This window comes from Streptomyces sp. NPDC045998, assembly GCF_056430285.1.
This window is the reverse complement of sequence record NZ_JBWKLJ010000001.1, coordinates 481,818-503,313: the sequence shown is the minus strand read 5'-3', so window position 1 is coordinate 503,313 and position 21,496 is coordinate 481,818. Positions and strand designations below refer to the sequence as shown.

Sequence of the window (21,496 nt, the reverse complement as noted above, 5' to 3'; positions counted from 1 at the left end):
CGTACGATGGGGCCGCCCCCGTGTGCTTCGCGCCACCCCCGCATCCCGACGACACAACCGACGAAGGACTTCTACACGTGAACATCCGCTCCCTCACTCGAGGCGATGGCGTGGTGATCGGAGCAGCGGTGGTGCTGTTCATCGCCTCGTTCCTCGGCCTGACCCCCGGCGTCGACTGCCCCCAGGGGATCGACTGCTCCAAGTTCGACAGCCCGAACGCCTGGGACAGCCTGGGCCTCCTGATGAGCATGTTCCTCTCCGGCGTCATCGCCGCCGCGCTCATCGTCGTCGGTCGTGCCATGCCGGGCCGCAAGGTCGCGGGCATCGACCTGGGCCAGTTCGGTGTCGCCTTCGCCGTCTTCTCGCTGTGGACGGCCTTCTGGACCATCATCGACATGACGGCCGACGCCGGTGCGGGCATGATCCTCGGCCTGCTGTCCACCATCGTGCTGGCCGCCGCCGCCGTCGCCGCGCCGCTCGTCCCCGCCCTCAAGGCCCCGCTCCTGGGCGCCCCGCGCCCCCAGCAGCCGCAGCCGTACGGCGGTCAGCCGGGCCAGCCGCAGGCCGGTTACGGCTACCCGGGCGCGCAGCAGCCGCCGTACGGTGGCCAGCCGGGCCAGCCGCAGGGCGGCTACGGCTACCCCGCCCCCCAGCAGCCGGGCCAGCCCCAGCCGGCGCAGGGCCAGCAGCCGCAGCAGCCGCAGGCCGAGCAGCACACTCCGGCGCCCGCTCCGGCGGCCGCGACCGCGGCCCCCTCGGACTTCTCCCCGTTCTGGTTCGCGGTCCCGGTCGCGCGCCCGCTGTACGCGGAGGACGGCTCGCCGACGCCGATCGCCGAACTGGCGCCCGGCACCTGGTACCTGGCGGTGGAGCAGCGCGGCCAGGGCCTGGTGGCCCAGACGCAGGACGGCCGGCGCGGCGTGCTCCAGGACACGACCGGCATCCAGCGCGGCTGAGCAGCCCGCTCCGTACATGAAGAACGGCCCTCGCCCTTGCGGGCGGGGGCCGTTCACGTTTGGGCGCGGGGCCGAGCGGCAACCCGTACCGCATGTCTCCCCGTCATCGGAACGGAAGCGCGCAGGCGGCGACCGCCATAGCGGTCCTCGCGGATGTCCTGGCCGCCATCATCGCCCTGTGGATCCTGATGTACCTGCTGGAGGCCAACCGGGCCAACGACCTGGTGCAGTTCGTCCAGGGCGCGGCCCGCTGGCTCGCCGGCTGGTCCCACGACCTGTTCACCTTCGACGCGGCCTGGCTGCGCGTCGTCGCGGGGTACGGCCTCGCGGCGATCGTGTACGTCTTCGCCGGGCACCTGCTGGCGGACCGGCTGCGCCGGTACTAGGGGGCCCGGCGGGGTCCCGGCTCCGCCGAACTCTTCACTTTAGGGAACCGCTTGGAGTCCCTTGCACGTCACATGGCATGCTGAAACGATCTGCCGCGGCATGACAGTGCGTGAAACGGGGGCTTTGCGCTGTGGGTTACACCATTCCCGAAGGCGTCGACACGATGCTCGACATCGTTGGCGTCGGCTGGCCGAACGTCGACGAGGACGCCTACCGCGACATGGCCACGGCGCTGCGGGAGTTCGCCGAGGACGCCGACGACGACGGCCACGCGGCCCACCAGCACATCCAGCGGCTGCTGTCCACCGGGCAGAGCGAGTCGCTGACCGCGCTCGACAAGCACTGGTCCAAGGTGCAGGGCAAGCACGCGGACCTGGCGAAGGCCGCCCGGCTCGTCGCGGACGCCCTGGACCGGGTGGCCGACATCATCGTCGCCCGCAAGATCGCCGCGGTCGGCGAACTGGCCGACCTGTGCGCCACGGTGGGCATCACCCTCGCCTTCGCCCCGGTCACCGCCGGCCTGTCCACCCTGCTCGCCGGTGCGAAGATCGCCGCCACCCGCATCGCCTTCAAGAAGATCCTCAAGGAGATGGCCGAGGCGGCTGTCGCCGAGATCGTCGCGGTGCTCACCCAGCCCGCGGTCGCCGCGATCGAGAACGTCGTGGCGGACCTGGCGATCCAGACCGCGCTGAACGTCACCGGCGTCCAGGACGGCTACAACACCGGCCAGACCGTCCAGGCCGGCAAGGACGGCCTGCAGATCAACTCCGCCGGCGGCGCGGGCGGCGGACCCGGCGGCGGCCCGGTGATCGACCACGACGCCCACGGCAAGGCCGGCGGCAACCTCACCGACGTACAGATCGCCATGCAGGGCAAGACGCGCGGCAAGCTCGGCAAGGCCAAGTCCCACCACGGCCGCGCCAAGGGCAAGGACTCCCTCACCGCCGTCCTGGACACCACCATCGAGGGCGTGACCGAGAAGCTCGGCAAAGCCCTGGACGACCTCGGCGACCACATCGGCAAGAAGCTCCCCGACGCCATCAGGGGCGGCTCCAAGACCCACCGGGACACCGACCAGGGCGTCCACGACGCCGCCAAGCGCGTCAAGTCACCGACCGGCAAGGACGACGGCGGGCTGGACGGGCAGCGGGGCAAGTCGGGGCCGGCGGGGCGAACCGCGGACGGCAAGCGGCCCAAGTCGCTCCGGGACGTGCTGGACGACGTACGCGCGAAGGCCGTCGCCCTCCTGCGCCGCCGCTGCAAGACCGACCCGGTCGACGTGGCCAGCGGCGAGATGGTCCTCCCCCAGACCGACCTCGCCCTGCCCGGCGTGCTCCCTCTGGTGCTGAGCCGCACCCACATATCCAGCTACCGCTACGGCCACTGCTTCGGCATCAGTTGGGCGTCCACGCTCGACGAACGCCTGGAGCTGACCGCCGACGGGGCCGTCTGGGCGCGCGAGGACGGTTCCCTGCTGGTCTACCCGCGCCTGCCCCGCGACGCGGAGGAGGAGATCCTGCCCGTCGAAGGGGACCGGCTGGCGCTCACGTTCGTCGAGCGAACCTCCCTGGGCGATGTCACGTACGCCGTGAAGGACGGGCTCTCCGGCCAGATCCGGCGCTTCAGCGGCAATCCCTACGCGGGCGGCCTGTACTGGCTGCGCGAGATCGAGGACCGCAACGGCAACGCCCTACAGATCAGCCGCACCGGGGACGGCCTGCCCACCATGGTCCTCCACGAGGGCGGATACCGCGTGCGCGTGACCCACGACGCCGAGCTCGGCCGGGTCACCGCACTGGCCCTGCACACGCCCGACGGTCCCGTCGAGGTCACCTCCTTCGGATACGACGGCGACCGGAACCTGGAGGCGGTCACCAACGCGGCCGGTGCGCCACTGCGGTTCACCTACGACGACGAAGGCCGGATCACGTCCTGGACCGACCGAAACGGCTACACCTACCAGTACGTGTACGACACTGCCGGGCGCGTGGTGCAGACCATCGGACCGGACGGCGCGCTCTCCTCCCGCTTCTCCTACGACCTGGCCAACCGCGTCACCCGGTTCACCGACTCGACCGGCGCGGTCACCACCACCCGGCTGAACGAGCTGGGCCAGGTCATCGCCGAGACCGACCCTCTCGGCCACACCGTCTTCTTCGAGTGGGACCGCTGGGACAACCTGATCTCGCGCACCGATCAGCTGGGCAACACCGCCCGGTTCACCTGGGACGACCACGGCAATCTGACGACGATCAGGTACCCGGACGGGCGGGAGTCGTCGGCCGTGTACAACGCACTGCACCTGCCGGAGGTGCTGGTCGGCCCGGACGGTTCGACGTGGCGGCAGAGCTTCGACGAGCGCGGCAACCGGACCGGCATCACCGCCCCGGACGGCACCTCCGCCCATTTCACGTACGACGCGGCGGGCGCCCTCGCCACAGCGACCTACCCCACCGGGGCCGTGGAACGGCGCTCCAACAACGAAGCGGGCGTGACCCTGTCGGTCACCGACAGCCTGGGCAACTCCTACGCGGTCGTCCGCGACGCGTTCGGCCGGCCGGTCGAGTCCGTGGACCCCACCGGAGCGGTCACCCGCCTGCGGTGGACAGCGGACGGGTGGCTGTCACGCCGTGAGACGGCGGACGGTGCGACGGAGTCCTGGGCGTGGGACGACGAGGGCAACTGCGTCTCGTACACCGACTCCCTCGGTGCCGTGACCCGCTTCGAGTACACGCGCTTCGACCAGCTGGCCGCCCGCACGGGCCCCGACGGCGTGCGGTACGAGTTCACCTACGACACCGAGCTGCGGCTCACCGGGGTGCGCACCCCGCAGGGGCTGACCTGGACCTACACGTACGGGCCGTCCGGGCTCCTGATGTCGGAGACCGACTTCGACGGCCGCACGTCCACGTACGAGTACGACGCGGCCGGGCGGCTCACCACTCGGGTCACGCCACTCGGGCAGCGCATATCCATGGCCTTCGATGCCGTGGGCAACCCGGTCTCCAAGGAGGTGGACGGTGTCGTCACCCGGTACACGTACGATGCCGGTGACCGGCTGACGCAGGCGGTCTCGCCGACGTCGAGCGTCACGTTCGAACGCGACGCCATGGGTCGGCTCGTCGCCGAAACCGTCGACGGCCGCACCATGCGGTACGGCTACGACCCCGCCGGCCAGTTGATCTCACGTACGACGCCCACCGGCGCGATCACGGACTTCGCCTACGACGCCGGCGGAAACCGCACCCGTGTCTCCTTCTCCGGTCACACCCTGAACTTCACCCACGACGCCCTGGGGCACGAGCTCCAGCGCACCTTCGGACCGGCCGATGCGCCCGTCACCCTCACCTCCGGGTGGGACGCCATGGGCCGCCTGACGTCCCAGTCGGTCACGACCCCGACCCGCACGCTTCGCTCGCGCACGTACGCCTATCGGACGGACGGCTTCCTCACCTCCATGACCGATGAGCTGACGGGCCGCAGCACGCACGTCACCCTTGACCCGATGGGCCGTCCCCTCGGCGTCACCGCCGACGATTGGTCGGAGTCCTACGCGTACGACGCCGCCGGGAACCAGACCCTGGCGCAGTGGCCGGCCAGGGCTCACCGCGCCGAGAGCCGCGGCGAACGCACGTACGCGGGCACCCGGTTGCTCACGGCGGGCGGAGTGCGGTACGAGTACGACGCCGCGGGACGGGTCGTCCTGCGGCAGAAGACACGGCTGTCGCGGAAGCCCGACACCTGGCGCTACGAGTGGGACGCGGAGGACCGGCTGACCTCCTGCACCACTCCCGACGGCACGACGTGGCGGTACACCTACGACCCGCTCGGCCGCCGCACCGGCAAGTACCGGATGGCGGACGACGGCCGCACCGTGGTCGGCTCCCTCCACTTCAGCTGGGACGGGAGCAGTCTCGCCGAGCAGACGGACCCCTCGACGGGGTCCACCCTCACCTGGGACTACGAAGGCTACCGACCGCTGGGCCAGCTCGAACGACGGCTGGATCCAGGGGCGGCGCAATCCGAGGTCGACAGCCGTTTCTTCGCCATCGTCACCGATCTCATCGGCTCCCCGACCGAGTTGGTCGACGAGCGCGGCGACGTCGCCTGGCACCGGCAGTCCACGCTGTGGGGGGCGACGTCCTGGAACCGGGACGCCGACGCGTACACCCCTCTGCGCTTCCCGGGCCAATACGACGATCCGGAAACCGGATTCCACTACAACTATTTCCGTCACTACGACCCCGAGACGGCACGCTACGTCTCCCCCGACCCGCTCGGCCTCGGCCCGGCGCCCAATCCGGTCGCGTACGTCATCAACCCGCATACGCGCATGGACCCCGAGGGGCTGATCGCCAAGGGCTGCACGGAGAGCGGCGGATGGTACGGCGGGCTCCTGCCGGCCAACCTCCTGGACAAGAACAAGAACCGCCGCTCGTCCATCGACATGGAGGTCAACCACATCCCGGCGAAGGCGTCGTGGAAGGACATCACCGACCCGGGCTTCTACCGAGCGGGCAAACCGCACAAGAAGCAGAAGGTCCGATACGGTCCGGCCATTCGCATGGAGGAGAGCGACCACGGCAGGCTGCGCAGCACCGGTTACGATCTCCAGGCACAGGCGTGGCAGATGTGGCAGCGAGAACTGGTCAACCAGGGCCGCATCACCGAGGCCATGAGGATGGACATCGAGGACATCAAGCACAAGTTCCCGGGCAAGTACGACCAGCACATCGAAGATATGGTGGCCAGCCTCAAGGACAACAAGCCTCTGCAGGACATGCTCGCAAAGCGTGGCTGGTCGATCGACACGGCCGCACTGTTGAAATGATCCGACGCTGACGGAGCCAAGGATGGATATCGAGATTCTGCCGCATACCGGTGTCGCGTCGCTCCGGCTCGGCATGGCGTTCGACGACGCGATGGAAGCGGCCCGGGAGTTCGGCACCGTGGCGAACAGCCCGGACGAGCGCCCGCCCGGAAAGTTCGTCGTGGTGCACGACGAATTCCGCATGAGGTGCGTGCTGATCTTCCGCGAGGACGACAAGCTCAACGCCGTGGAGCTGTGGCGCTTCCGCAACGAGGACGCGGACGTGCACGTCACCCTCGACGGTCTGGACGTCTTCCGCACGCCACAGGAGCAGTTGGTGGAACTGCTCGAGGAGCGGGGGCACGCGGTGGAGGAGAACGACCTCGGCTTCGACGGCGTATCCGACCTCAACATCATCTTCGCCAATGCCAGCAGCTACGACTACCCCACGGACGAAGAGGGCGATCCCCTGTACTACGACTACGTCCTGGTGTCGGACCAGATCCACCCCTGAGCCGGTGCGCCGGAGCCGGCCCGTGTGGGGTCGGCCCCGGGCGGTCGATCGCTCCAGGGACAACCGGCCCATGCCATCAAGGGTGAACCCGTGAACCCGCGCGTCAGACGTCTCGCCGAGAGCTTCCCCCTGCCCCCGGCGCCGGCGCGGAAGAACTGGCACGAGGTCGAAACCACGCTCGGCACGGCGCTTCCGGCCGATTACAAGGAACTGGTCGGCACCTTCGGGGGCGGACTGTTCGACGACGCCGTCTGGTTGCTGGAACCGGGCTGCGCCAACAAGCACTACGACCTGCTCACCGAGAACGAGGGCATGCGCCGACAGGCACTGGAGCGCAGCGGCTCCAAGCCCCCGGAACTGGACGAAGAAGGCAGCGACGTCATCGCCTGGGCCCTGACGGAGGACGGCGCCGCCCTCTACTGGCTCGTCCGCCCCGGTCGGGAACCGGACGACTGGACCGTCATGGTCAACGAAGGCCGCGGCCCGGACTGGGAACGCTTTCCCCTGTCCTGCACCGCGTTCCTGGAGGGAATCCTGGTCACCGGGGACATCGAGTCGGACATCCTCTGCGACCTCCCCGCCGCCAGCCACGGCTTCCGGCCGAGCTCCGACTTCCTGCACCCCTCTCCACGGCGGCGAGCCTGAGCCCAAGGACGAAACGGATGGACATCACACTTCTGCCGCGCGTCGGCGCGGGGCCCTTCCGGCTCGGCTCGTCCATCGAGGAGGGACGGCAGACGGCGCGGGAACCCGGCCACCGCACGCACGTCCTGGTCGCGGAATCGGCTCGCGCCCGATGACCGCCTACATCCACCCTCGCCGGGTGTACCGACTGCTGCCCGCCCTCGGAGAGTTCAGGACGCTGCTCCTCGAGGCCGGCCTGGGTACGGTCATGCGCTGGCAGCGCACCGGTGATCCGGCGCATCTCCCTTCGGAACTCCATGGGGAATGGATCGGACACCCCGCCCTGCGGGTGACCGCATTCCCCTCGGGTTACCCGGGTGCTCCCGTGCTCGGCCTCAGCGTCGCGGACGCCCTGCGCGGCGACCTGCTGACGGCCGGCCGGCTGGTGCCCGTCCGCACCGACGCCCCCGACAGCGGAGAGTTCCTCCTCTACGCCGTCGAGGCCGTCGTGGACTGCCTGGACACGCGACGGTCCTCCAGGCCCAAGAAGACGACGGGGAGAATCAAACAGGCCGTCTTCCGGGTGGACGCCCTGCCCTACGACCTGCCCGCCTTCCGCATACCGGAGTCGCCCAAGGTCGTCTACTGGAACGGCTGGGCGGTCGACCGGCTGCGCGAACTCCTCGGCGACGACCTCGAAGCCCGCCTGGTGTGGTCCGAGGACCCCGGCCTCACGCCGCACCGCGACCCCATGGGCTTCTAGGGCGGGGAGACGGACATGGACGACACACCCCTCGCCGCCACGCTCATCGCCGAAGAGGAGTTCCCCGGGATCGACCTCCACGCCCATGACGCCTGGCTGGTGCGCCACGGAGCGGTCTGGCTCGTGGCGGAGGCCGATGGCGAGATCGTCGTGGGGCGTGTCGACGAGGACCCGGGCCGCGTCTTCGCCGAGCGGCGGCGCTGGCCGGTTCCCCGCGCGGGGCGGGGCCATGGGTTCGCTTCCCCGCTACCGGACGGCGGGCTCGCGGTGAGCGGCAGCGACGCCGTCACGGTGTACGGGGCGAGCGGACAGGTGCGCTGGACGTACGAGCACCAGCCCTGGGCGGAACAGCGCACCGCCTCCGCCGCCTGCACCGCCGACGCGTCGGGGCACCGGCTCGTCGCCACCGTGCCCGGTCCCATGAACGCCGGTGAGCCCTACGGCGGCGACCTGTGCCTTGCCCTGGACCTGTCCGACGGCCGGCGGCTGAGGGAGGCCGTCCTCCCGTCGGCCTCGGCGGGCTACGTCTTCCAGCAGTCCCTCACCGATCCGGGACACCTCCTGCTGAACGCGGCGCAAGGGGACACGTTCTTCTCGCTCGTGGTCACCTCCACACAGGACGTTCTGCGCGCGGAGCCGCTGGGCCTGGACGACGAGCTGTTCGCCGGAGTCGGCATGCACGGGGCCGTTCTGAAGCTCGACGTGGGTGGGGCATGGCTCAGTCGGTACGAGCCCGGCCGGGCCGACGTCAGTGTCGATGCCGAGGACGTCCTTCCCGAGGACCTGGTTTTCGCCGGTCACCGTCCCGGCTTCCTCGACGAGGACCGGGTCCTGGTGGCCGTCGCCGAGGAACAGGGTTCCGCCGAGACCCGGCACGTGATCCTGGACGGCCGCACCCTGCGGCCGGTCGCCGAACTGGACTACCCCGGCACGGACTGCCTCGACCCGCTGGCGCTGGGCGACGGCACGTGGCTCACCGTGGAGGGCGACACCGTCCGGCGCTGGCGTACCGGTGCCCGCTGAACTACCCGCAGCAGTCCGGTTCCAGGCCGCGCGGCAGGCGTTCGCCGCCGAAGACCGCGGTGGTCGCCTCGTCGCCGCCCAGGGCCGCGACCGCGAGCAACAGGGAGCCCGCCGTCCAGGTGGTGAGCTCCTCCGGCCAGACCGCGCGCTCGCCCTCGAAGACGTACCCCGTCCAGTACATGCCGCCCTCGGCGCGCAGGTGGCCGATGGACTGGAGGATCTCCAGGGCCCGGTCGGACTCGCCCATCGCCCAGAGCGCGAGGGCCAGTTCGCAGCTCTCGCCGCCCGTGACCCAGGGGTTCGGCACGACGCAGCGCACGCCGAGGCCCGGGACCACGAAGGCGTCCCAGCCGCTCTCGATGCGCTCCTTGGCCGCCGCGCCCGTGACGGCGCCGCCGAGCACGGGGTAGTACCAGTCCATCGAGTAGCGGCTCTTGTCGAGGAACCGCTCCGGGTGACTGCGGATGGCGTGGCCCAGCGCGCCCGCCGCGAGCTCCCAGTCGGGCTGCGGCTCCTCGCGCTCCTCGGCGATGGCCAGGGCGCAGCGCAGCGCCTGGTGGATGGAGGAGGAGCCGGTCAGCAGCGCGTCGGTGACGGGCGTGCCGTCCGCCTCGCGCTTCCAGCCGATCTGGCCGCCGGGCTGCTGGAGGCGCAGCACGAACTCGACCGCCGCGTAGACGGCCGGCCACATGCGGTCGAGGAAGGTGTCGTCGCCGGTGGCGAGGTAGTGGTGCCAGACGCCGACGGCGACGTACGCGACGAAGTTGGACTCGCGGCTCGCGTCGGTCACCTGGGTGTGGTCGCCGTCGTGGTACGCGGCGTACCAGGAGCCGTCGTCGTTCTGGTGGCGGGCGAGCCACTCGTAGGCGCGGGCGGCGGCGGCGTGTTCGCCGGCCGCGTCCAGGGCCATGGCCGCCTCGGTGTGGTCCCAGGGGTCGAGGTGGTGGCCGCGGAACCACGGGATGGCGCCGTCCTCGCGCTGGCCGGCGAGGATGCCGGCGACGGTCTCGGCGGCCTGCTCGGCGGTGAGGACGCCGGGCAGGACGAGGTGCTCGGTCCTCTCGGGGCTCGTCACGCGGTCTCGGCCTCGGCCTTCGGCAGGTGGGGCTTGGTCGCGTACGCCACGAAGCTCTTGCCCAGGACGGGGTTGAGGGCCCGCTCGGCGAGGCGGGTGGCCAGGGGCTTCTTCATGATGTCCCAGACCAGCAGCTTGTGGTACGCGCGGACGGGCAGCGCCTTGTCGTTGTCGACGCCGAACGCGCACTTCAGCCACCAGTACGGCGAGTGCAGCGCGTGGGCGTGGTGGGTGCCGTACGGCCGGAGCCCGGCCTCCCGGATCTTGGCGAGCAGCTCGTCGGCCTTGTAGATGCGGATGTGGCCGCCCTCGACCTCGTGGTACGCGTCCGAGAGCGCCCAGCAGACCTTCTCGGGGCCGTAACGGGGGACGGTGACGGCGATGCGGCCGCCGGGCTTCAGCACGCGGACCATCTCGGCGAGCACGCCCTTGTCGTCGGGGATGTGCTCCATCACCTCGGAGATGATCACGACGTCGAAGGACGCGTCGGGGAAGGGCAGGTTGAGGGCGTCGCCCTCCATGGCGGTGGCGGTGGCCCCGGCGGGCGCCTCCCCGGCCTCCTTCATGGCCGCGAACCACTTGGCGACCTCGCGGATCTCGTCGCCGTTCTGGTCGAGGGCGACGACCCGCGCCCCGCGCCGGTAGCACTCGAACGCATGCCGCCCCGCCCCGCAGCCCAGGTCGAGCACACGGTCGCCGGGGGCGAGCGGGAAGCGGGTGAAGTCGACGGTCAGCACGGGGACGGCCTGCTTTCACGGAGGAGGGGGAGCGTGCGGAGGAGGAGGGGGCGAGGCGTACGGGGGCGGGTCACCGGCGGGCTCCGCGCGCCACGATCGCCTCGCGGTACAGCTCGGCCGTGCCCTGGGCCGCGCGGGCCCAGGTGAACCTGTCCAGCACCCGGGCGCGGCCCGCCGCGCCGAGCCGGGTGCGCAGTGCGGTGTCGCCGAGGAGCCGGCCGAGGGCGGCGGCGAGCGCGCCCGCGTCGCCGGGCGGCACGGCCAGGCAGGTCTCGCCGTCGGGGCCCGCGACCTCGGGGATGGCCCCACCGGTGGTGGCGACCAGCGGGGTGCCGGTGGCCATGGCCTCGGCGGCGGGCAGCGAGAAGCCCTCGTACAGGGAGGGCACGCACGCCACCTGGGCGCCCCGGTAGAGGTCGACGAGCTCGGCGTCGGTGACGCCCTTGACGAAGCGCACCGCGCCGTCGAGGCCGTACCGCTCGATGGCCCGCGCGACGGGGCCGTCCTCGGCGCGCTTGCCGACGACCACGAGGTGGGCGTCCGGCTGCTCGGTGCGCAGCTTGGCGAGCGCCTCCACGAGGTGGACCAGGCCCTTGAGGGGGACGTCCGCGCTGGAGGTGGTGACGATGCGGCCCGGGACTTCGGGGACGGACGGGTCCGGCGACCACAGGTCGGTGTCGGCGCCGATGTGCACGACCCGGATGCGGTCCTCGCGCACGCCGAGGTGCTCGACGATCTCGTCCCGCGAGGAGCCGGAGACGGTGAGGACGGAGGGGAGGCGGCGGGCGACGCGCTTCTGCATGCGCGTGAAGGCGTACCAGCGGCGTACGGAGGCGCGGCGCTTCCAGTCCTGCGCGGCGTCCAGCTCCAGCTGCCGGTCCACCGTGATGGGGTGGTGGATGGTGGTGACGAGGGGCGCGCCGAGGTCGCCGAGGAGGCCGTAGCCGAGGGTCTGGTTGTCGTGGACGACGTCGAAGTCGCCGCGGCGGGCGGCGAGGTGCCTGCGGGCGCGCAGCGAGAAGGTGAGCGGCTCGGGGAAGCCGCCGGTCCACATGGTGGCGACTTCGAGGGCGTCGATCCAGTCGCGGTACTCGTCGCGCCCGGGCGTGCGGAAGGGGTCGGGCTGCCGGTACAGGTCGAGGCTCGGCAGCTCGGTCAGCTTCAGACCGGTCAGGTCGTCGCCCTCGTCGAGGACGGGGTAGGGCTGGGAGCCGATCACCTCGACGGTGTGCCCGAGGCGGGCGAGCTCGCGCGACAGGTGCCGTACGTAGACGCCCTGGCCGCCGCAGAAGGGGTTTCCCTTGTACGTGAGGAGGGCGATGCGCAGCGGGCGGTCGTCGCCGCCGGTGACACCGCCGCGGGGGCCTGCCTCTATGGCCTCAGCGGTCACTCGCGGCCCCCTTCTTGCCTGCATTTCGCCGGAGCGTAACCGGTCGCGCTAATCTAGAACAAGTTTCAGACTTGACGGTTCAAGGAGCTTTGAATCTACCCGCAGGTAGCGCCGCTGTGAGGGCCGGAACAGGTGATTCACACCACGGCGCCCGCCCTCCTGTCGCGTACCACCACACGCGTACCGAACGGACCACATGACAGCGGAAGACAGACCGGCGTCGCCGCCGTCGGCCGAGCGCCGGGCGCCGCTGACCGAGCGCCAGGAGGCGCGCCGCCGCCGCATCCTGCACGCCAGTAGGCAGTTGGCGAGCGGGGGCGGTTTCGACGCCGTTCAGATGCGCGAGGTCGCCGAGGCCGCCGGGGTCGCGCTGGGCACGCTGTACCGCTACTTCCCGTCCAAGATCCATCTGCTGGTCGCCACCATGCAGGACCAGCTGGAGCACCTGCACGCGACCCTGCGCAAACGCCCGCCGGCCGGCGAGACCCCGTCCACGCGGGTCGCCGAGACCCTGATGCGCGCCTTCCGCGCCCTCCAGCGCGAACCCCAGCTCGCGGACGCGATGGTGCGCGCGCTGACGTTCGCGGACCGCGGCGTGAACCGCGAGGTGGACACGGTCTCGCGGCAGACGACCGCGATCATCCTGGACGCGACGGGCCTGGAGCGCCCGACCCCGGAGCAGCTCTCGGCGGTGCGGGTCATCGCGCACACCTGGCACTCGGCGCTGATCACCTGGCTGGCGGGGCGGGCGTCGATCGCGCAGGTGCGGCTGGACATCGAGACGGCGTGCCGCCTGATCGACGTGACCTCACCCGACGCGCCCTAGGCGGTGTCCGGGCCGGGCTACGGATTGCCCGACTCTCCCCCGTCCCGCAGGTAGCTCGCCCGGCCGTCGTCGTCCACGTCGAAGGGGCCCTCCGGGATGACGCAGAACTCGTTCCCCTCGGGGTCGGCCATGACGAGGAAGCCGCCGGCCGCGTACGCGTCGAGCCGTCGGCCGCCCAGCGCCTCGATGCGCTCCCGCTCGGCGGCGGGGTCCGGCGAGGAGACGTCGAAGTGGATGCGGTTCTTGCCCGCCTTCGGGGCGTCGACGCGCTGGAAGCCCATTCCGGGGCCGTCGCCCCGGTCGAGCCAGACGTACGGTCCGGTCCTGGCGACGATCGGCCGGCCCAGGAGCCGGGACCAGAAGGAGGCGAGCCGCTCGGGGTCGCGGCAGTCGACGATGAGGTCCTTGATCTTCGGGCGTGTGTCCGTCATCCCCCGATGCTCGCAGACGGGCACCCCGGTACAGTGGGCCCGTCGTCATCACGCCCGTACGGGGGGAAGCCGGTGCGAATCCGGCGCTGACCCGCAACCGTGAACCGCCGCCCAGGTGGTGAGCCGGATCGCCCCGTACGCGTACATGTTCGGCTCGTGTCACCGGGAGCGACCCGCCCCGGTGGCCGGCACCGTCGAGGAATGCGGAGCCGGAGCCTGGTGCCCTTCCGTGTGCGCCGGTCCCCGCCCCGCCCGTCCCGGACAAGACCGCGCAGGAGAGGCCACCCAGCCATGACCACCGTTCGCCGCCGCGGCACCGCCGCAGCGCTCGCCGCCACCGCCGTGCTGTGCGGGGGCGGCGCCGGGACCCTCGCCGTCGCCCCCGCCGCGCAGGCGGCGCCGTCGCCGTCGCCGTCCGCCGCCGCTCTGCCCGCCGGGCTGTACGGCACGAAGGACCCGACCTACGACGGTGTCTGGCGGCAGTCCTTCGCCTTCCTGGCGCAGCAGACGAGCGGCGTCGACCCGGCCGACCAGGCCGTGGACTGGCTGCTCCGGCAGCAGTGCGACGACGGCGCCTTCGCCGCGTACCGCCCCGACCCCGGCAAGCCCTGCGACGCCTCGACCGTGCTGGACACCAACGCCACCGCCGCCGCCGTCCAGGCGCTCGCCGGGCTCGACAAGCCGGAGGCGGCGGACGGCGGGACCGACCCGGTCACCAAGGCCCTGCGGGCGGGCGTCCACTGGCTCAAGGGCGTACAGAACAAGGACGGCGGCTGGAGCTACAACCCGGGCGGTGCCAGCGACGCCAACTCCACCTCGATCGTCATCGGCGCCCTCGCCGCGGCGGGCGAGAAGCCCGGCACCGTGAAGTCGGCGGACGGCAGGAGCCCCTACGACGCGCTCGTCGGCTTCGCGATCCCGTGCTCCGCGAAGGACGCGGGCGCCGGCGCCTTCGCGTACCAGCCCGACCAGAACGGCAAGCTCGTCGCCAACGCCGACGCCACCGCCGCCGCCGTGCTCGCCGGGCTCGGCAAGCAGGCCCGCACGCGCGGCGCCGAGCCCGGCCAGCCGCCGACCTGCGAGGCCGCCGCCAAGCCGACCGCCGAGCGGGTCGCCCGCAACGGCGCCGCCTACCTCGCCACCGCCCTGGCGAAGACCGGACACCTGGACCTGCCGCCGATGCCGGGCGCCGAGACCACCGCCCCCGCGCCCGACTTCGGCAACACCGCGGACGCGGTCGTCGCCCTCGGCGCCGCCGGGCACGGCGACAAGGCCGCCGGCGCGGTGGCGTGGCTGAAGAAGAACGGCCCCGCCTGGGCCGCCCAGAACGGTCCCGCCGCCTGGGCCCAGCTGATACTCGCCGCCCACACGGTCGGCGCCGACACCCGCGACTTCGGCGGCGTCGACCTCGTCCAGCGGCTCAACGCCACCGGCCCCACGCCGGAGTCGACCGACGAGACGCGGGCCAAGCAGGAGCACGAGAACAAGGAGTCGGGCGAGAACACCGGCTTCGGCGTCTGGCTCGTCGTCGGCGTCTTCCTCTTCGCCGGTATGGGCATCGGTTTCCTGATCAGCGGCCGCAACAAGAACCGGCAGCCGTGATGCGGGTCCTCGGCCGCCTCGGAGCCGTCCTCGGTTCCGCCCTCGCGCTCGTACTGCTCGGCCTCGCCGCCGCCCCCGCCCACGCGGCCGACTACCGCTACTGGTCGTTCTGGCGGACCGGCCCGGGCGGCGGCTGGGCGTTCGCGACCGAGGGCCCGGCCACGGCCCGGCCCGTCGACGGCGAGGTGAACGGCTTCCGCTTCGCGGTGAGCAGCAACTCCTCGACGGCGGCGACACCGCGCCACGCGGCCGACTTCGTCACCGTCTGCGCGGGGACGCCCCGCGCGGAGGGCACCAAGCGGGTCGCCGTCGTCGTCGACTTCGGCACGGCGGCGGACGCCCCGGAGGGGTCCCTTCCGCCGTCCCCGGACCAGCGGGCGGCGTGCGCGCGGGTCCCCGAGGACGCGACGAGCGCGGAGGCGCTGGCGGCGGTCGCCAAGCCGCTGCGGTACAGCGGCGACGGGCTGCTGTGCGCGATCTCCGGGTACCCGAGGACGGGCTGCGGCGAGCAGGTCGAGCCGGACCAGGCGGGGCGGGACACGCTGACCGTGACCGCCCGCCCGAAGGCGGAGGAAGAGGAAACGGGGGACGGCGGACCGTCCCTCGGGCTGGTCGCCGGGGCCGCCGCCGTGCTGGCGCTGGGCGCCGCCGCCGTCGTACAGGCCCGCCGCCGACGCCGGTGAGGCGTCGCCGATGACGCTGCGCGCACCCGAGGCGCACCGGAGCAACGCGCTGCACGCCGGGGCGTGGTGGCTGTGGGCGCTGGGCCTGGCCACCGCCGCCTCGCGCACCACCAACCCGCTGCTGCTGGGCCTGCTCGTCGGTGTGGCCGGCTATGTGGTGGCGGCCCGCCGCACCGACGCGCCGTGGGCCCGTTCGTACGGCGCCTTCGTCAAGCTGGGCCTGGGCGTGCTCGCCATCCGGCTGGTGTTCTCCGTGCTGCTCGGCTCGCCGATCCCGGGGACGCACGTGCTGCTCACGCTGCCGGAAGTGCCGCTGCCGGAGTGGGCGCGGGGCATCCGGATCGGCGGTCGGGTGACGGCCGAGCAGCTGGTCTTCTCCCTGTACGACGGGGCCAGGCTCGCCACGCTCCTCATCTGCGTGGGCGCGGCGAACGCGCTCGCCAACCCCTCCCGGCTGCTGAAGTCGCTGCCGGGCGCGCTGTACGAGGCGGGGGTCGCGGTGGTCGTCGCGATGACGTTCGCGCCGAACATGGTCGCCGACGTGGCCCGGCTGCGCACGGCGCGGCGGCTGCGCGGACGCCCGACGGGCGGGGTGAAGGCGCTGCTGCAGATCGGGCTGCCGGTGCTGGAGGGCGCGCTGGAGCGGTCGGTCGCCGTCGCCGCGTCGATGGACGCGCGCGGGTACGGCCGCACCGCACGGGTGCCGCGCGCGGTGCGCCGCGTGACGGCGGTGCTGACGCTGGGCGGGCTGCTGGGCGTGTGCGTCGGCATGTACGGGCTGCTCACCGCCGAAGGCGACGCGTACGGCCTGCCGTTCGTGGCCGCCGGTCTGCTGGCGGCGCTCGTGGGTCTGCGCCTGGGGGGCCGGCGTTCGGTACGGACCCGGTACCGGCCGGACCGGTGGGGGGTGCGCGCCTGGCTGGTGGCGGCGTCGGGCGCGGCGGTCGGCGGTCTGCTGGCCGTCTGGGACGAGACGGCCCTGCGTCCCGGTGTCGTACCGCTCGTCGCGCCGGAGCTGCCGGTGTGGCCGGCGCTGGTCATCCTGCTGGGCCTGGTGCCCGCGTTCGTCGCCCCCCTTGCCCCCTCGCCGAAGAGGTTGTCGTGATTCGCTTCGAGAACGTCTCCGTGACGTACGACGGTGCCCGGGACGCCACCCTGCGGGACGTGGACCTCACCGTCCCCGAGGGCGAACTGGTGCTGCTGGTCGGCCCGTCCGGGGTCGGCAAGTCGACGCTGCTGAACGCGGTGTCGGGGCTGGTGCCGCACTTCACGGGCGGCACCCTGCGCGGCCGGGTCACCGTCGACGGCCGCGACACGCGCACGCACCGGCCGCGCGAACTCGCCGACGTCGTCGGCACGGTGGGCCAGGACCCGCTGGCGCACTTCGTCACCGACACCGTCGAGGACGAGCTCGCGTACGGCATGGAGTCGCTGGGCCTGCCGCCCGCCGTGATGCGCCGCCGCGTGGAGGAGACGCTCGACCTGCTGGGCCTGGCGGAGCTGCGTGACCGGCCGATCGCCACGCTGTCGGGCGGCCAGCGCCAGCGCGTCGCGATCGGGTCCGTACTCACCCCGCACCCGAGGGTGCTGGTGCTGGACGAGCCGACCTCGGCGCTGGACCCGGCGGCCGCGGAGGAGGTCCTCGCGGTCCTCCAGCGCCTCGTGCACGACCTCGGCACGACGGTGCTGATGGCCGAACACCGCCTGGAGCGGGTGGTGCAGTACGCCGACCGGGTGGCGCTCCTGCGGGCGCCCGGCGAGCCGGTGCTGCTCGGCCCTCCGGCGGACGTGATGGCGGTGTCGCCGGTCCACCCGCCGGTGGTGTCGCTGGCGCGGGTGGCGGGCTGGTCGCCGCTGCCGCTGTCGGTACGGGACGCCCGGCGCCGCGCGGCGGGGCTGCGGGAGCGGCTGGCGGGGGCCGAACCGCCCGTGCGGGCCGCAGAGCCGGCCGCGCGCGTGGCCGCGCCCGCCGGGGCCCCCAGTCCGGAACTCCCGCGCACGGGGCGCTGGTGGTGGCGGCGGCGCCGTACCCCCGAAGCCCCCGCCGGTGCGGCGGCCGCCGGGCTCGTCGCCGCCGAGGGCCTGCGGGTGCGGCGCGGGCACGCGGAGGTGCTCCGGGGCGTGGACCTGGTGGTGCGCGGCGGCGAGACCGTGGCGCTCATGGGGCGCAACGGCGCCGGGAAGTCCACGCTGCTCGGGGCGCTCGTCGGGATGGTGGAGCCGTCGGGCGGCCGGGTGCTCGTGGGCGGGCGCGTGCCGCACCGCACGGCGCCGCGCGAGCTGGTCCGGCAGGCCGGGCTCGTCCCGCAGGAGCCGCGCGACCTGCTGTACGCCGACACCGTCGCCGCCGAGTGCGCGGCCGCCGACGCCGACGCGGGGGCCGCGCCCGGGGCGTGCCGGGCCCTGGTGGCGGAGCTGCTGCCGGACGTGGCCGACGACACGCATCCGCGCGACCTCTCCGAGGGGCAGCGGCTCGCGCTCGCGCTGGCCGTCGTCCTCACCGGGCGGCCGCCGCTGCTGCTGCTCGACGAGCCGACCCGGGGCCTCGACTACGCGGCCAAGGCGCGGCTCGTCGCCATCCTGCGGGGGCTGGCGGCCGACGGCCACGGCATCGTGCTGGCGACGCACGACGTGGAGCTCGCCGCCGAGCTGGCGCACCGCGTGGTGATCCTCGCGGACGGCGAGGTCGTCGCGGACGGCCCGGCGGCCGAGGTCGTGACGTCGTCGCCGGCGTTCGCGCCGCAGGTCTCCAAAATCCTGGCCCCGCAGAAGTGGCTGACGGTCGCGCAGGTGGAGGCGGCGCTGTGAGGACGGCATCGCGGCCCCGCCCGCGGCGGGCGCTGCGCCTCGGGGCGCGGTCCGCCGCCGCGCTCGCGCTGATCACGGTCATCGGCGTGATCGCGCTCGGCTGGCCGCTGCTCGCGGACGGCGGCTCGGGCCTGGCGACCCGCGCCACCGACGCTCCGTGGCTCTTCGCCGTCCTGCTGCCGCTGCTGGTCGCGGTCGTCGTGGCGACCATCGCGGACCAGGGCATGGACGCCAAGGCGGTGGCGATGCTCGGCGTGCTGGCCGCCGTGGGGGCGGCGCTGCGCCCGCTGGGCGCGGGGACGGCGGGCCTGGAGCCCATGTTCTTCCTCATGGTGCTGAGCGGGCGGGTCCTCGGTCCGGGCTTCGGCTTCGTCCTCGGCGCCGTGACGATCTTCGCGTCCGCGCTGCTCACGGGCGGGGTCGGGCCGTGGATGCCGTTCCAGATGCTGTCGATGGGCTGGTTCACGATGGGCGCCGGGCTGCTGCCGGGCCCGGACCGGCTGCGCGGCCGGGGTGAGCTGGCGCTCCTCGCGTCGTACGGGGCGGTGGCGTCGTTCGCGTACGGCGTGGTCATGAACCTGCAGGGCTGGGTCATCCTCCAGGGCATGAGCAGCGGGATCTCCTTCCACCCCGGTGACCCGCTGCACGAGAACCTGGTCCGGTTCCTCGCCTACTGCGCGGCGACCTCGCTCGGCTGGGACCTGGGACGGGCCGTGCTCACGGTGGTGCTGACGGTGACCATCGGATCGACGGTCCTGAAGGCGCTGCGGCGTGCGACCCGGCGGGCGAACTTCGAGGCACAGGTCACATTCGAAGGCCCTCAAAGGGGTCGGAAAGGGCGGGAAAGGGGCCTTCCGGAGTGAGGTGACCCATAGGACGTAGGTCACTTACGACGGTCGGTAGTAGCCGGTTCCGGGCCGTCCGACGGCCCGGTTCTCCCCGTGGCGACGTGCGCGGACGGCTTCCGGAGCCCCGGGGGCGTACGGCCTCCGTCTCCGGTGCCGGGTAGTACCGGGGGGCGTTGCACCACCCCCGCCGCGGCTGCTTCTCTGGTGGACGTCGCCGGGCGCCGCTCGCATCGCAGCGGGTCGCAGCGCCCCTGGCAGCCTCTCCCCCGCCCTCCTGGCGCGGTACCGGCCTGCCCGGGCGACACCCCCTGTCCCCGACGTTAGGTCTCCTACGTGTTCCGCTCGCTCGCCAGCCGTTTCTCCGCCCGCCACAAGTCCGTCGCCGCCGGTGCCGCCGTGCTGCTCGGTGCGACCGGCGCGGTGCTCGGTACGACTGCCCCGGCTTCGGCCGCCTCCGCGCAGGACATCGCCAAGAAGATGGTCCCGGCGGGCCAGTACCAGTGCTTCAGCAAGATCGTGGAGCACGAGTCCGGCTGGAACCCGTCCGCGACGAACGCCTCCTCCGGCGCGTACGGCCTGGTCCAGGCGCTCCCGGGCTCGAAGATGGCGTCCGCCGGCGCGGACTGGAAGACGAACCCGGCCACCCAGATCGAGTGGGGCCTGGACTACATGAACGACCGCTACGGCAGCCCGTGTGGCGCCTGGAACTTCTGGCAGGCCAACCACTGGTACTAAATCCAGCAGGTTCGGACAGGCCCCGGTGCACCCGCACCGGGGCCTTCCCGCGTGTACGTTCGGCTCCATGACACACGATCAGACACAGGACCCGCAGGTCCGGTGGAACGCCGTGGCCGACTACCTCACGGACATGCTGGCGCCGCCGGACGAGGCCCTGTCCGCCGCCCTCGCCGCGAGCGAGGCCGCGGGCCTCCCCGCCATCGCCGTCACCCCGGCCGACGGCAAGCTGCTGCACCTGCTGGCCCGTACGCAGGGCGCGCGCACCGTCCTGGAGATCGGCACGCTCGGCGGCTACAGCGCCATCTGGCTGGCCCGCGCGCTGCCGGCCGACGGCCGGCTGATCACGCTGGAGTACAACCCCGTCCACGCCGACGTCGCCCGGGCGAACCTCGCGCACGCCGGGCTCGACGGCGTCGCCGAGGTGCGTACGGGCGCGGCCCTGGACACCCTGCCGGCGCTGGCCGAGGAGGGAGCGGGCCCCTTCGACCTCGTCTTCATCGACGCCGACAAGCAGAACAACGCGCGGTACGTGGAGTGGGCGCTGCGGCTCACCCGGCCGGGCAGCCTCATCGTCGTGGACAACGCGGTGCGCGGCGGCGCGATCCTCGACGAGACCAGTACCGACCCGGCGGTGCGCGGGACCCGCGAGATGTACGACCTCGTCGCCCGCGACCCGCGCCTGGACGCCACGGCGGTGCAGACCGTCGGCCGGAAGGGCTACGACGGCATGCTGCTGGCCCGGGTGGTGGCCTGACCATGACGACCACGACCCTGTGGACCATGGAGGACGAGCGGTACGACACCGCCGACGCCACCGCGCTGCGGCGCGACTACTACGACGAGGTCGCCAGCCGCTACTGGGGCCGGCCCGCCACCACCGCCGAGATCGACGAGGGCCTCGCGGGCGACGGTGTGGAGCTGCTCACGCCACCGACGGGCCGGTTCGTGGTCGGCCGCCTGGCCGGGGAGCCGGCGGCCTGCGGCGGCGTGCTGATGCTGGACGCCGAGCGCGCCGAGCTGACCCGCGTCTTCATACGGCCCGCCTTCCGCGGCACCGGCGGCGCGGGCCTGCTGCTCGCCGCGCTGGAATCCGCCGCGCGCGAGCTGGGGGCCTCGCGCATGGTCCTCAACACGCGCCTGGACCTGGTGGAGGCCCGCGCGCTGTACACGCGCCACGGGTACCGCGAGATCCCGGCGTACTGCGAGGGCCCGTACATGGAGATCTGGTACGGCAAGGAGCTCGGCTGATCTCCGGAGGCCCTCCGCCCAGGGCGAAACAGG

The 21,496-nt window shown here is 72.9% G+C and carries 21 protein-coding genes; 17 read left to right on the top strand and 4 right to left on the bottom strand.

Translation table 11 applies throughout. The features are described 5' to 3' along the window. Positions 1 to 77: 77 nt before the first annotated feature. From AC07FJ_RS02230 to AC07FJ_RS02195, 8 genes are all read left to right on the top strand, one after another. Positions 78 to 956 carry a hypothetical protein gene (locus tag AC07FJ_RS02230; protein WP_479044367.1) on the top strand — a complete coding sequence of 293 codons (879 nt, stop codon included), beginning with the start codon at positions 78 to 80 and terminating at the stop codon, positions 954 to 956. A gap of 92 nt (positions 957 to 1,048) precedes the next feature. Next, positions 1,049 to 1,342, top strand: a complete 294-nt coding sequence (locus AC07FJ_RS02225; RefSeq protein WP_361414149.1) for a hypothetical protein — start codon at positions 1,049 to 1,051, stop codon at positions 1,340 to 1,342. A gap of 164 nt (positions 1,343 to 1,506) precedes the next feature. Further along, positions 1,507 to 6,174, top strand: a complete 4,668-nt coding sequence (locus tag AC07FJ_RS02220) for a DUF6531 domain-containing protein (RefSeq protein WP_479044365.1) — start codon at positions 1,507 to 1,509, stop codon at positions 6,172 to 6,174. Between the two features lie 22 nt (positions 6,175 to 6,196). Further along, the gene (locus AC07FJ_RS02215; RefSeq protein ID WP_479044362.1) at positions 6,197 to 6,667 is read left to right on the top strand and encodes a hypothetical protein; all 471 of its coding nucleotides are present in this window, start codon (positions 6,197 to 6,199) and stop codon (positions 6,665 to 6,667) included. A gap of 90 nt (positions 6,668 to 6,757) precedes the next feature. Continuing rightward, complete coding sequence (locus AC07FJ_RS02210) at positions 6,758 to 7,312, top strand: SMI1/KNR4 family protein (protein ID WP_479044360.1); 555 nt, start codon at positions 6,758 to 6,760, stop codon at positions 7,310 to 7,312. 17 nt (positions 7,313 to 7,329) lie between these two features. Then, complete coding sequence (locus AC07FJ_RS02205) at positions 7,330 to 7,467, top strand: hypothetical protein (RefSeq protein WP_479044358.1); 138 nt, start codon at positions 7,330 to 7,332, stop codon at positions 7,465 to 7,467. Then, a complete protein-coding gene (locus AC07FJ_RS02200; RefSeq protein ID WP_479044355.1) occupies positions 7,464 to 8,054 on the top strand; it encodes a hypothetical protein in 591 nt (196 codons plus the stop codon). Before AC07FJ_RS02205 ends, AC07FJ_RS02200 begins: the two co-directional genes overlap by 4 nt. Before the next feature lie 15 nt (positions 8,055 to 8,069). Then, on the top strand, positions 8,070 to 9,077 hold the full coding sequence (locus AC07FJ_RS02195) for a hypothetical protein (protein ID WP_479044353.1): 1,008 nt from the start codon (positions 8,070 to 8,072) through the stop codon (positions 9,075 to 9,077). A 1-nt stretch (position 9,078) separates the two neighbouring features. Here AC07FJ_RS02195 and AC07FJ_RS02190 read toward each other — a convergent pair whose 3' ends face one another. The 3 genes from AC07FJ_RS02190 to AC07FJ_RS02180 all read right to left on the bottom strand — a co-directional run bounded on the left by AC07FJ_RS02190 (position 9,079) and on the right by AC07FJ_RS02180 (position 12,279). Further along, a complete protein-coding gene (locus AC07FJ_RS02190) occupies positions 9,079 to 10,152 on the bottom strand; it encodes a prenyltransferase/squalene oxidase repeat-containing protein (RefSeq protein ID WP_479044351.1) in 1,074 nt (357 codons plus the stop codon). Beyond that, a complete protein-coding gene (locus AC07FJ_RS02185; protein ID WP_479044350.1) occupies positions 10,149 to 10,889 on the bottom strand; it encodes a class I SAM-dependent methyltransferase in 741 nt (246 codons plus the stop codon). The genes AC07FJ_RS02190 and AC07FJ_RS02185 overlap by 4 nt, the downstream gene beginning before the upstream one ends. 70 nt (positions 10,890 to 10,959) lie before the next feature. After that, positions 10,960 to 12,279, bottom strand: coding sequence for a glycosyltransferase family 4 protein (locus tag AC07FJ_RS02180; protein WP_479044348.1), 1,320 nt, complete (start codon positions 12,277 to 12,279; stop codon positions 10,960 to 10,962). A 196-nt stretch (positions 12,280 to 12,475) separates the two neighbouring features. On the opposite strand from AC07FJ_RS02180, the gene AC07FJ_RS02175 reads away from it, so the two are divergent. Further along, positions 12,476 to 13,105 (top strand): TetR family transcriptional regulator, encoded by a 630-nt coding sequence (locus AC07FJ_RS02175; RefSeq protein ID WP_479044346.1) that lies wholly within the window; start codon positions 12,476 to 12,478, stop codon positions 13,103 to 13,105. Between the two features lie 17 nt (positions 13,106 to 13,122). Here the strand turns inward: AC07FJ_RS02175 and AC07FJ_RS02170 are convergent, their stop codons facing one another. Next, complete coding sequence (locus AC07FJ_RS02170) at positions 13,123 to 13,536, bottom strand: VOC family protein (RefSeq protein WP_479044343.1); 414 nt, start codon at positions 13,534 to 13,536, stop codon at positions 13,123 to 13,125. A 291-nt stretch (positions 13,537 to 13,827) separates the two neighbouring features. On the opposite strand from AC07FJ_RS02170, the gene AC07FJ_RS02165 reads away from it, so the two are divergent. From AC07FJ_RS02165 to AC07FJ_RS02130, 8 genes are all read left to right on the top strand, one after another. After that, the gene (locus AC07FJ_RS02165) at positions 13,828 to 15,138 is read left to right on the top strand and encodes a prenyltransferase/squalene oxidase repeat-containing protein (RefSeq protein ID WP_479044341.1); all 1,311 of its coding nucleotides are present in this window, start codon (positions 13,828 to 13,830) and stop codon (positions 15,136 to 15,138) included. Continuing rightward, entirely contained in the window at positions 15,138 to 15,821 is a 684-nt protein-coding gene (locus tag AC07FJ_RS02160; RefSeq protein ID WP_479045246.1) for an SCO2322 family protein, read from the top strand. The genes AC07FJ_RS02165 and AC07FJ_RS02160 overlap by 1 nt, the downstream gene beginning before the upstream one ends. Positions 15,822 to 15,831: 10 nt before the next feature. Beyond that, complete coding sequence (locus tag AC07FJ_RS02155; protein ID WP_479044339.1) at positions 15,832 to 16,926, top strand: energy-coupling factor transporter transmembrane protein EcfT; 1,095 nt, start codon at positions 15,832 to 15,834, stop codon at positions 16,924 to 16,926. Next, positions 16,923 to 18,629 carry an ABC transporter ATP-binding protein gene (locus tag AC07FJ_RS02150; protein ID WP_479044336.1) on the top strand — a complete coding sequence of 569 codons (1,707 nt, stop codon included), beginning with the start codon at positions 16,923 to 16,925 and terminating at the stop codon, positions 18,627 to 18,629. Before AC07FJ_RS02155 ends, AC07FJ_RS02150 begins: the two co-directional genes overlap by 4 nt. Further along, the gene (locus AC07FJ_RS02145) at positions 18,626 to 19,492 is read left to right on the top strand and encodes an ECF transporter S component (protein ID WP_479044334.1); all 867 of its coding nucleotides are present in this window, start codon (positions 18,626 to 18,628) and stop codon (positions 19,490 to 19,492) included. The genes AC07FJ_RS02150 and AC07FJ_RS02145 overlap by 4 nt, the downstream gene beginning before the upstream one ends. A 318-nt stretch (positions 19,493 to 19,810) precedes the next feature. Then, complete coding sequence (locus AC07FJ_RS02140; RefSeq protein WP_479044331.1) at positions 19,811 to 20,212, top strand: aggregation-promoting factor C-terminal-like domain-containing protein; 402 nt, start codon at positions 19,811 to 19,813, stop codon at positions 20,210 to 20,212. A 67-nt stretch (positions 20,213 to 20,279) separates the two neighbouring features. After that, positions 20,280 to 20,969, top strand: coding sequence for an O-methyltransferase (locus AC07FJ_RS02135; protein WP_479044328.1), 690 nt, complete (start codon positions 20,280 to 20,282; stop codon positions 20,967 to 20,969). Positions 20,970 to 20,971: 2 nt separating this feature from the next. Beyond that, positions 20,972 to 21,463 carry a GNAT family N-acetyltransferase gene (locus AC07FJ_RS02130; protein ID WP_479044326.1) on the top strand — a complete coding sequence of 164 codons (492 nt, stop codon included), beginning with the start codon at positions 20,972 to 20,974 and terminating at the stop codon, positions 21,461 to 21,463. The last annotated feature ends 33 nt before the right edge of the window (positions 21,464 to 21,496 follow it).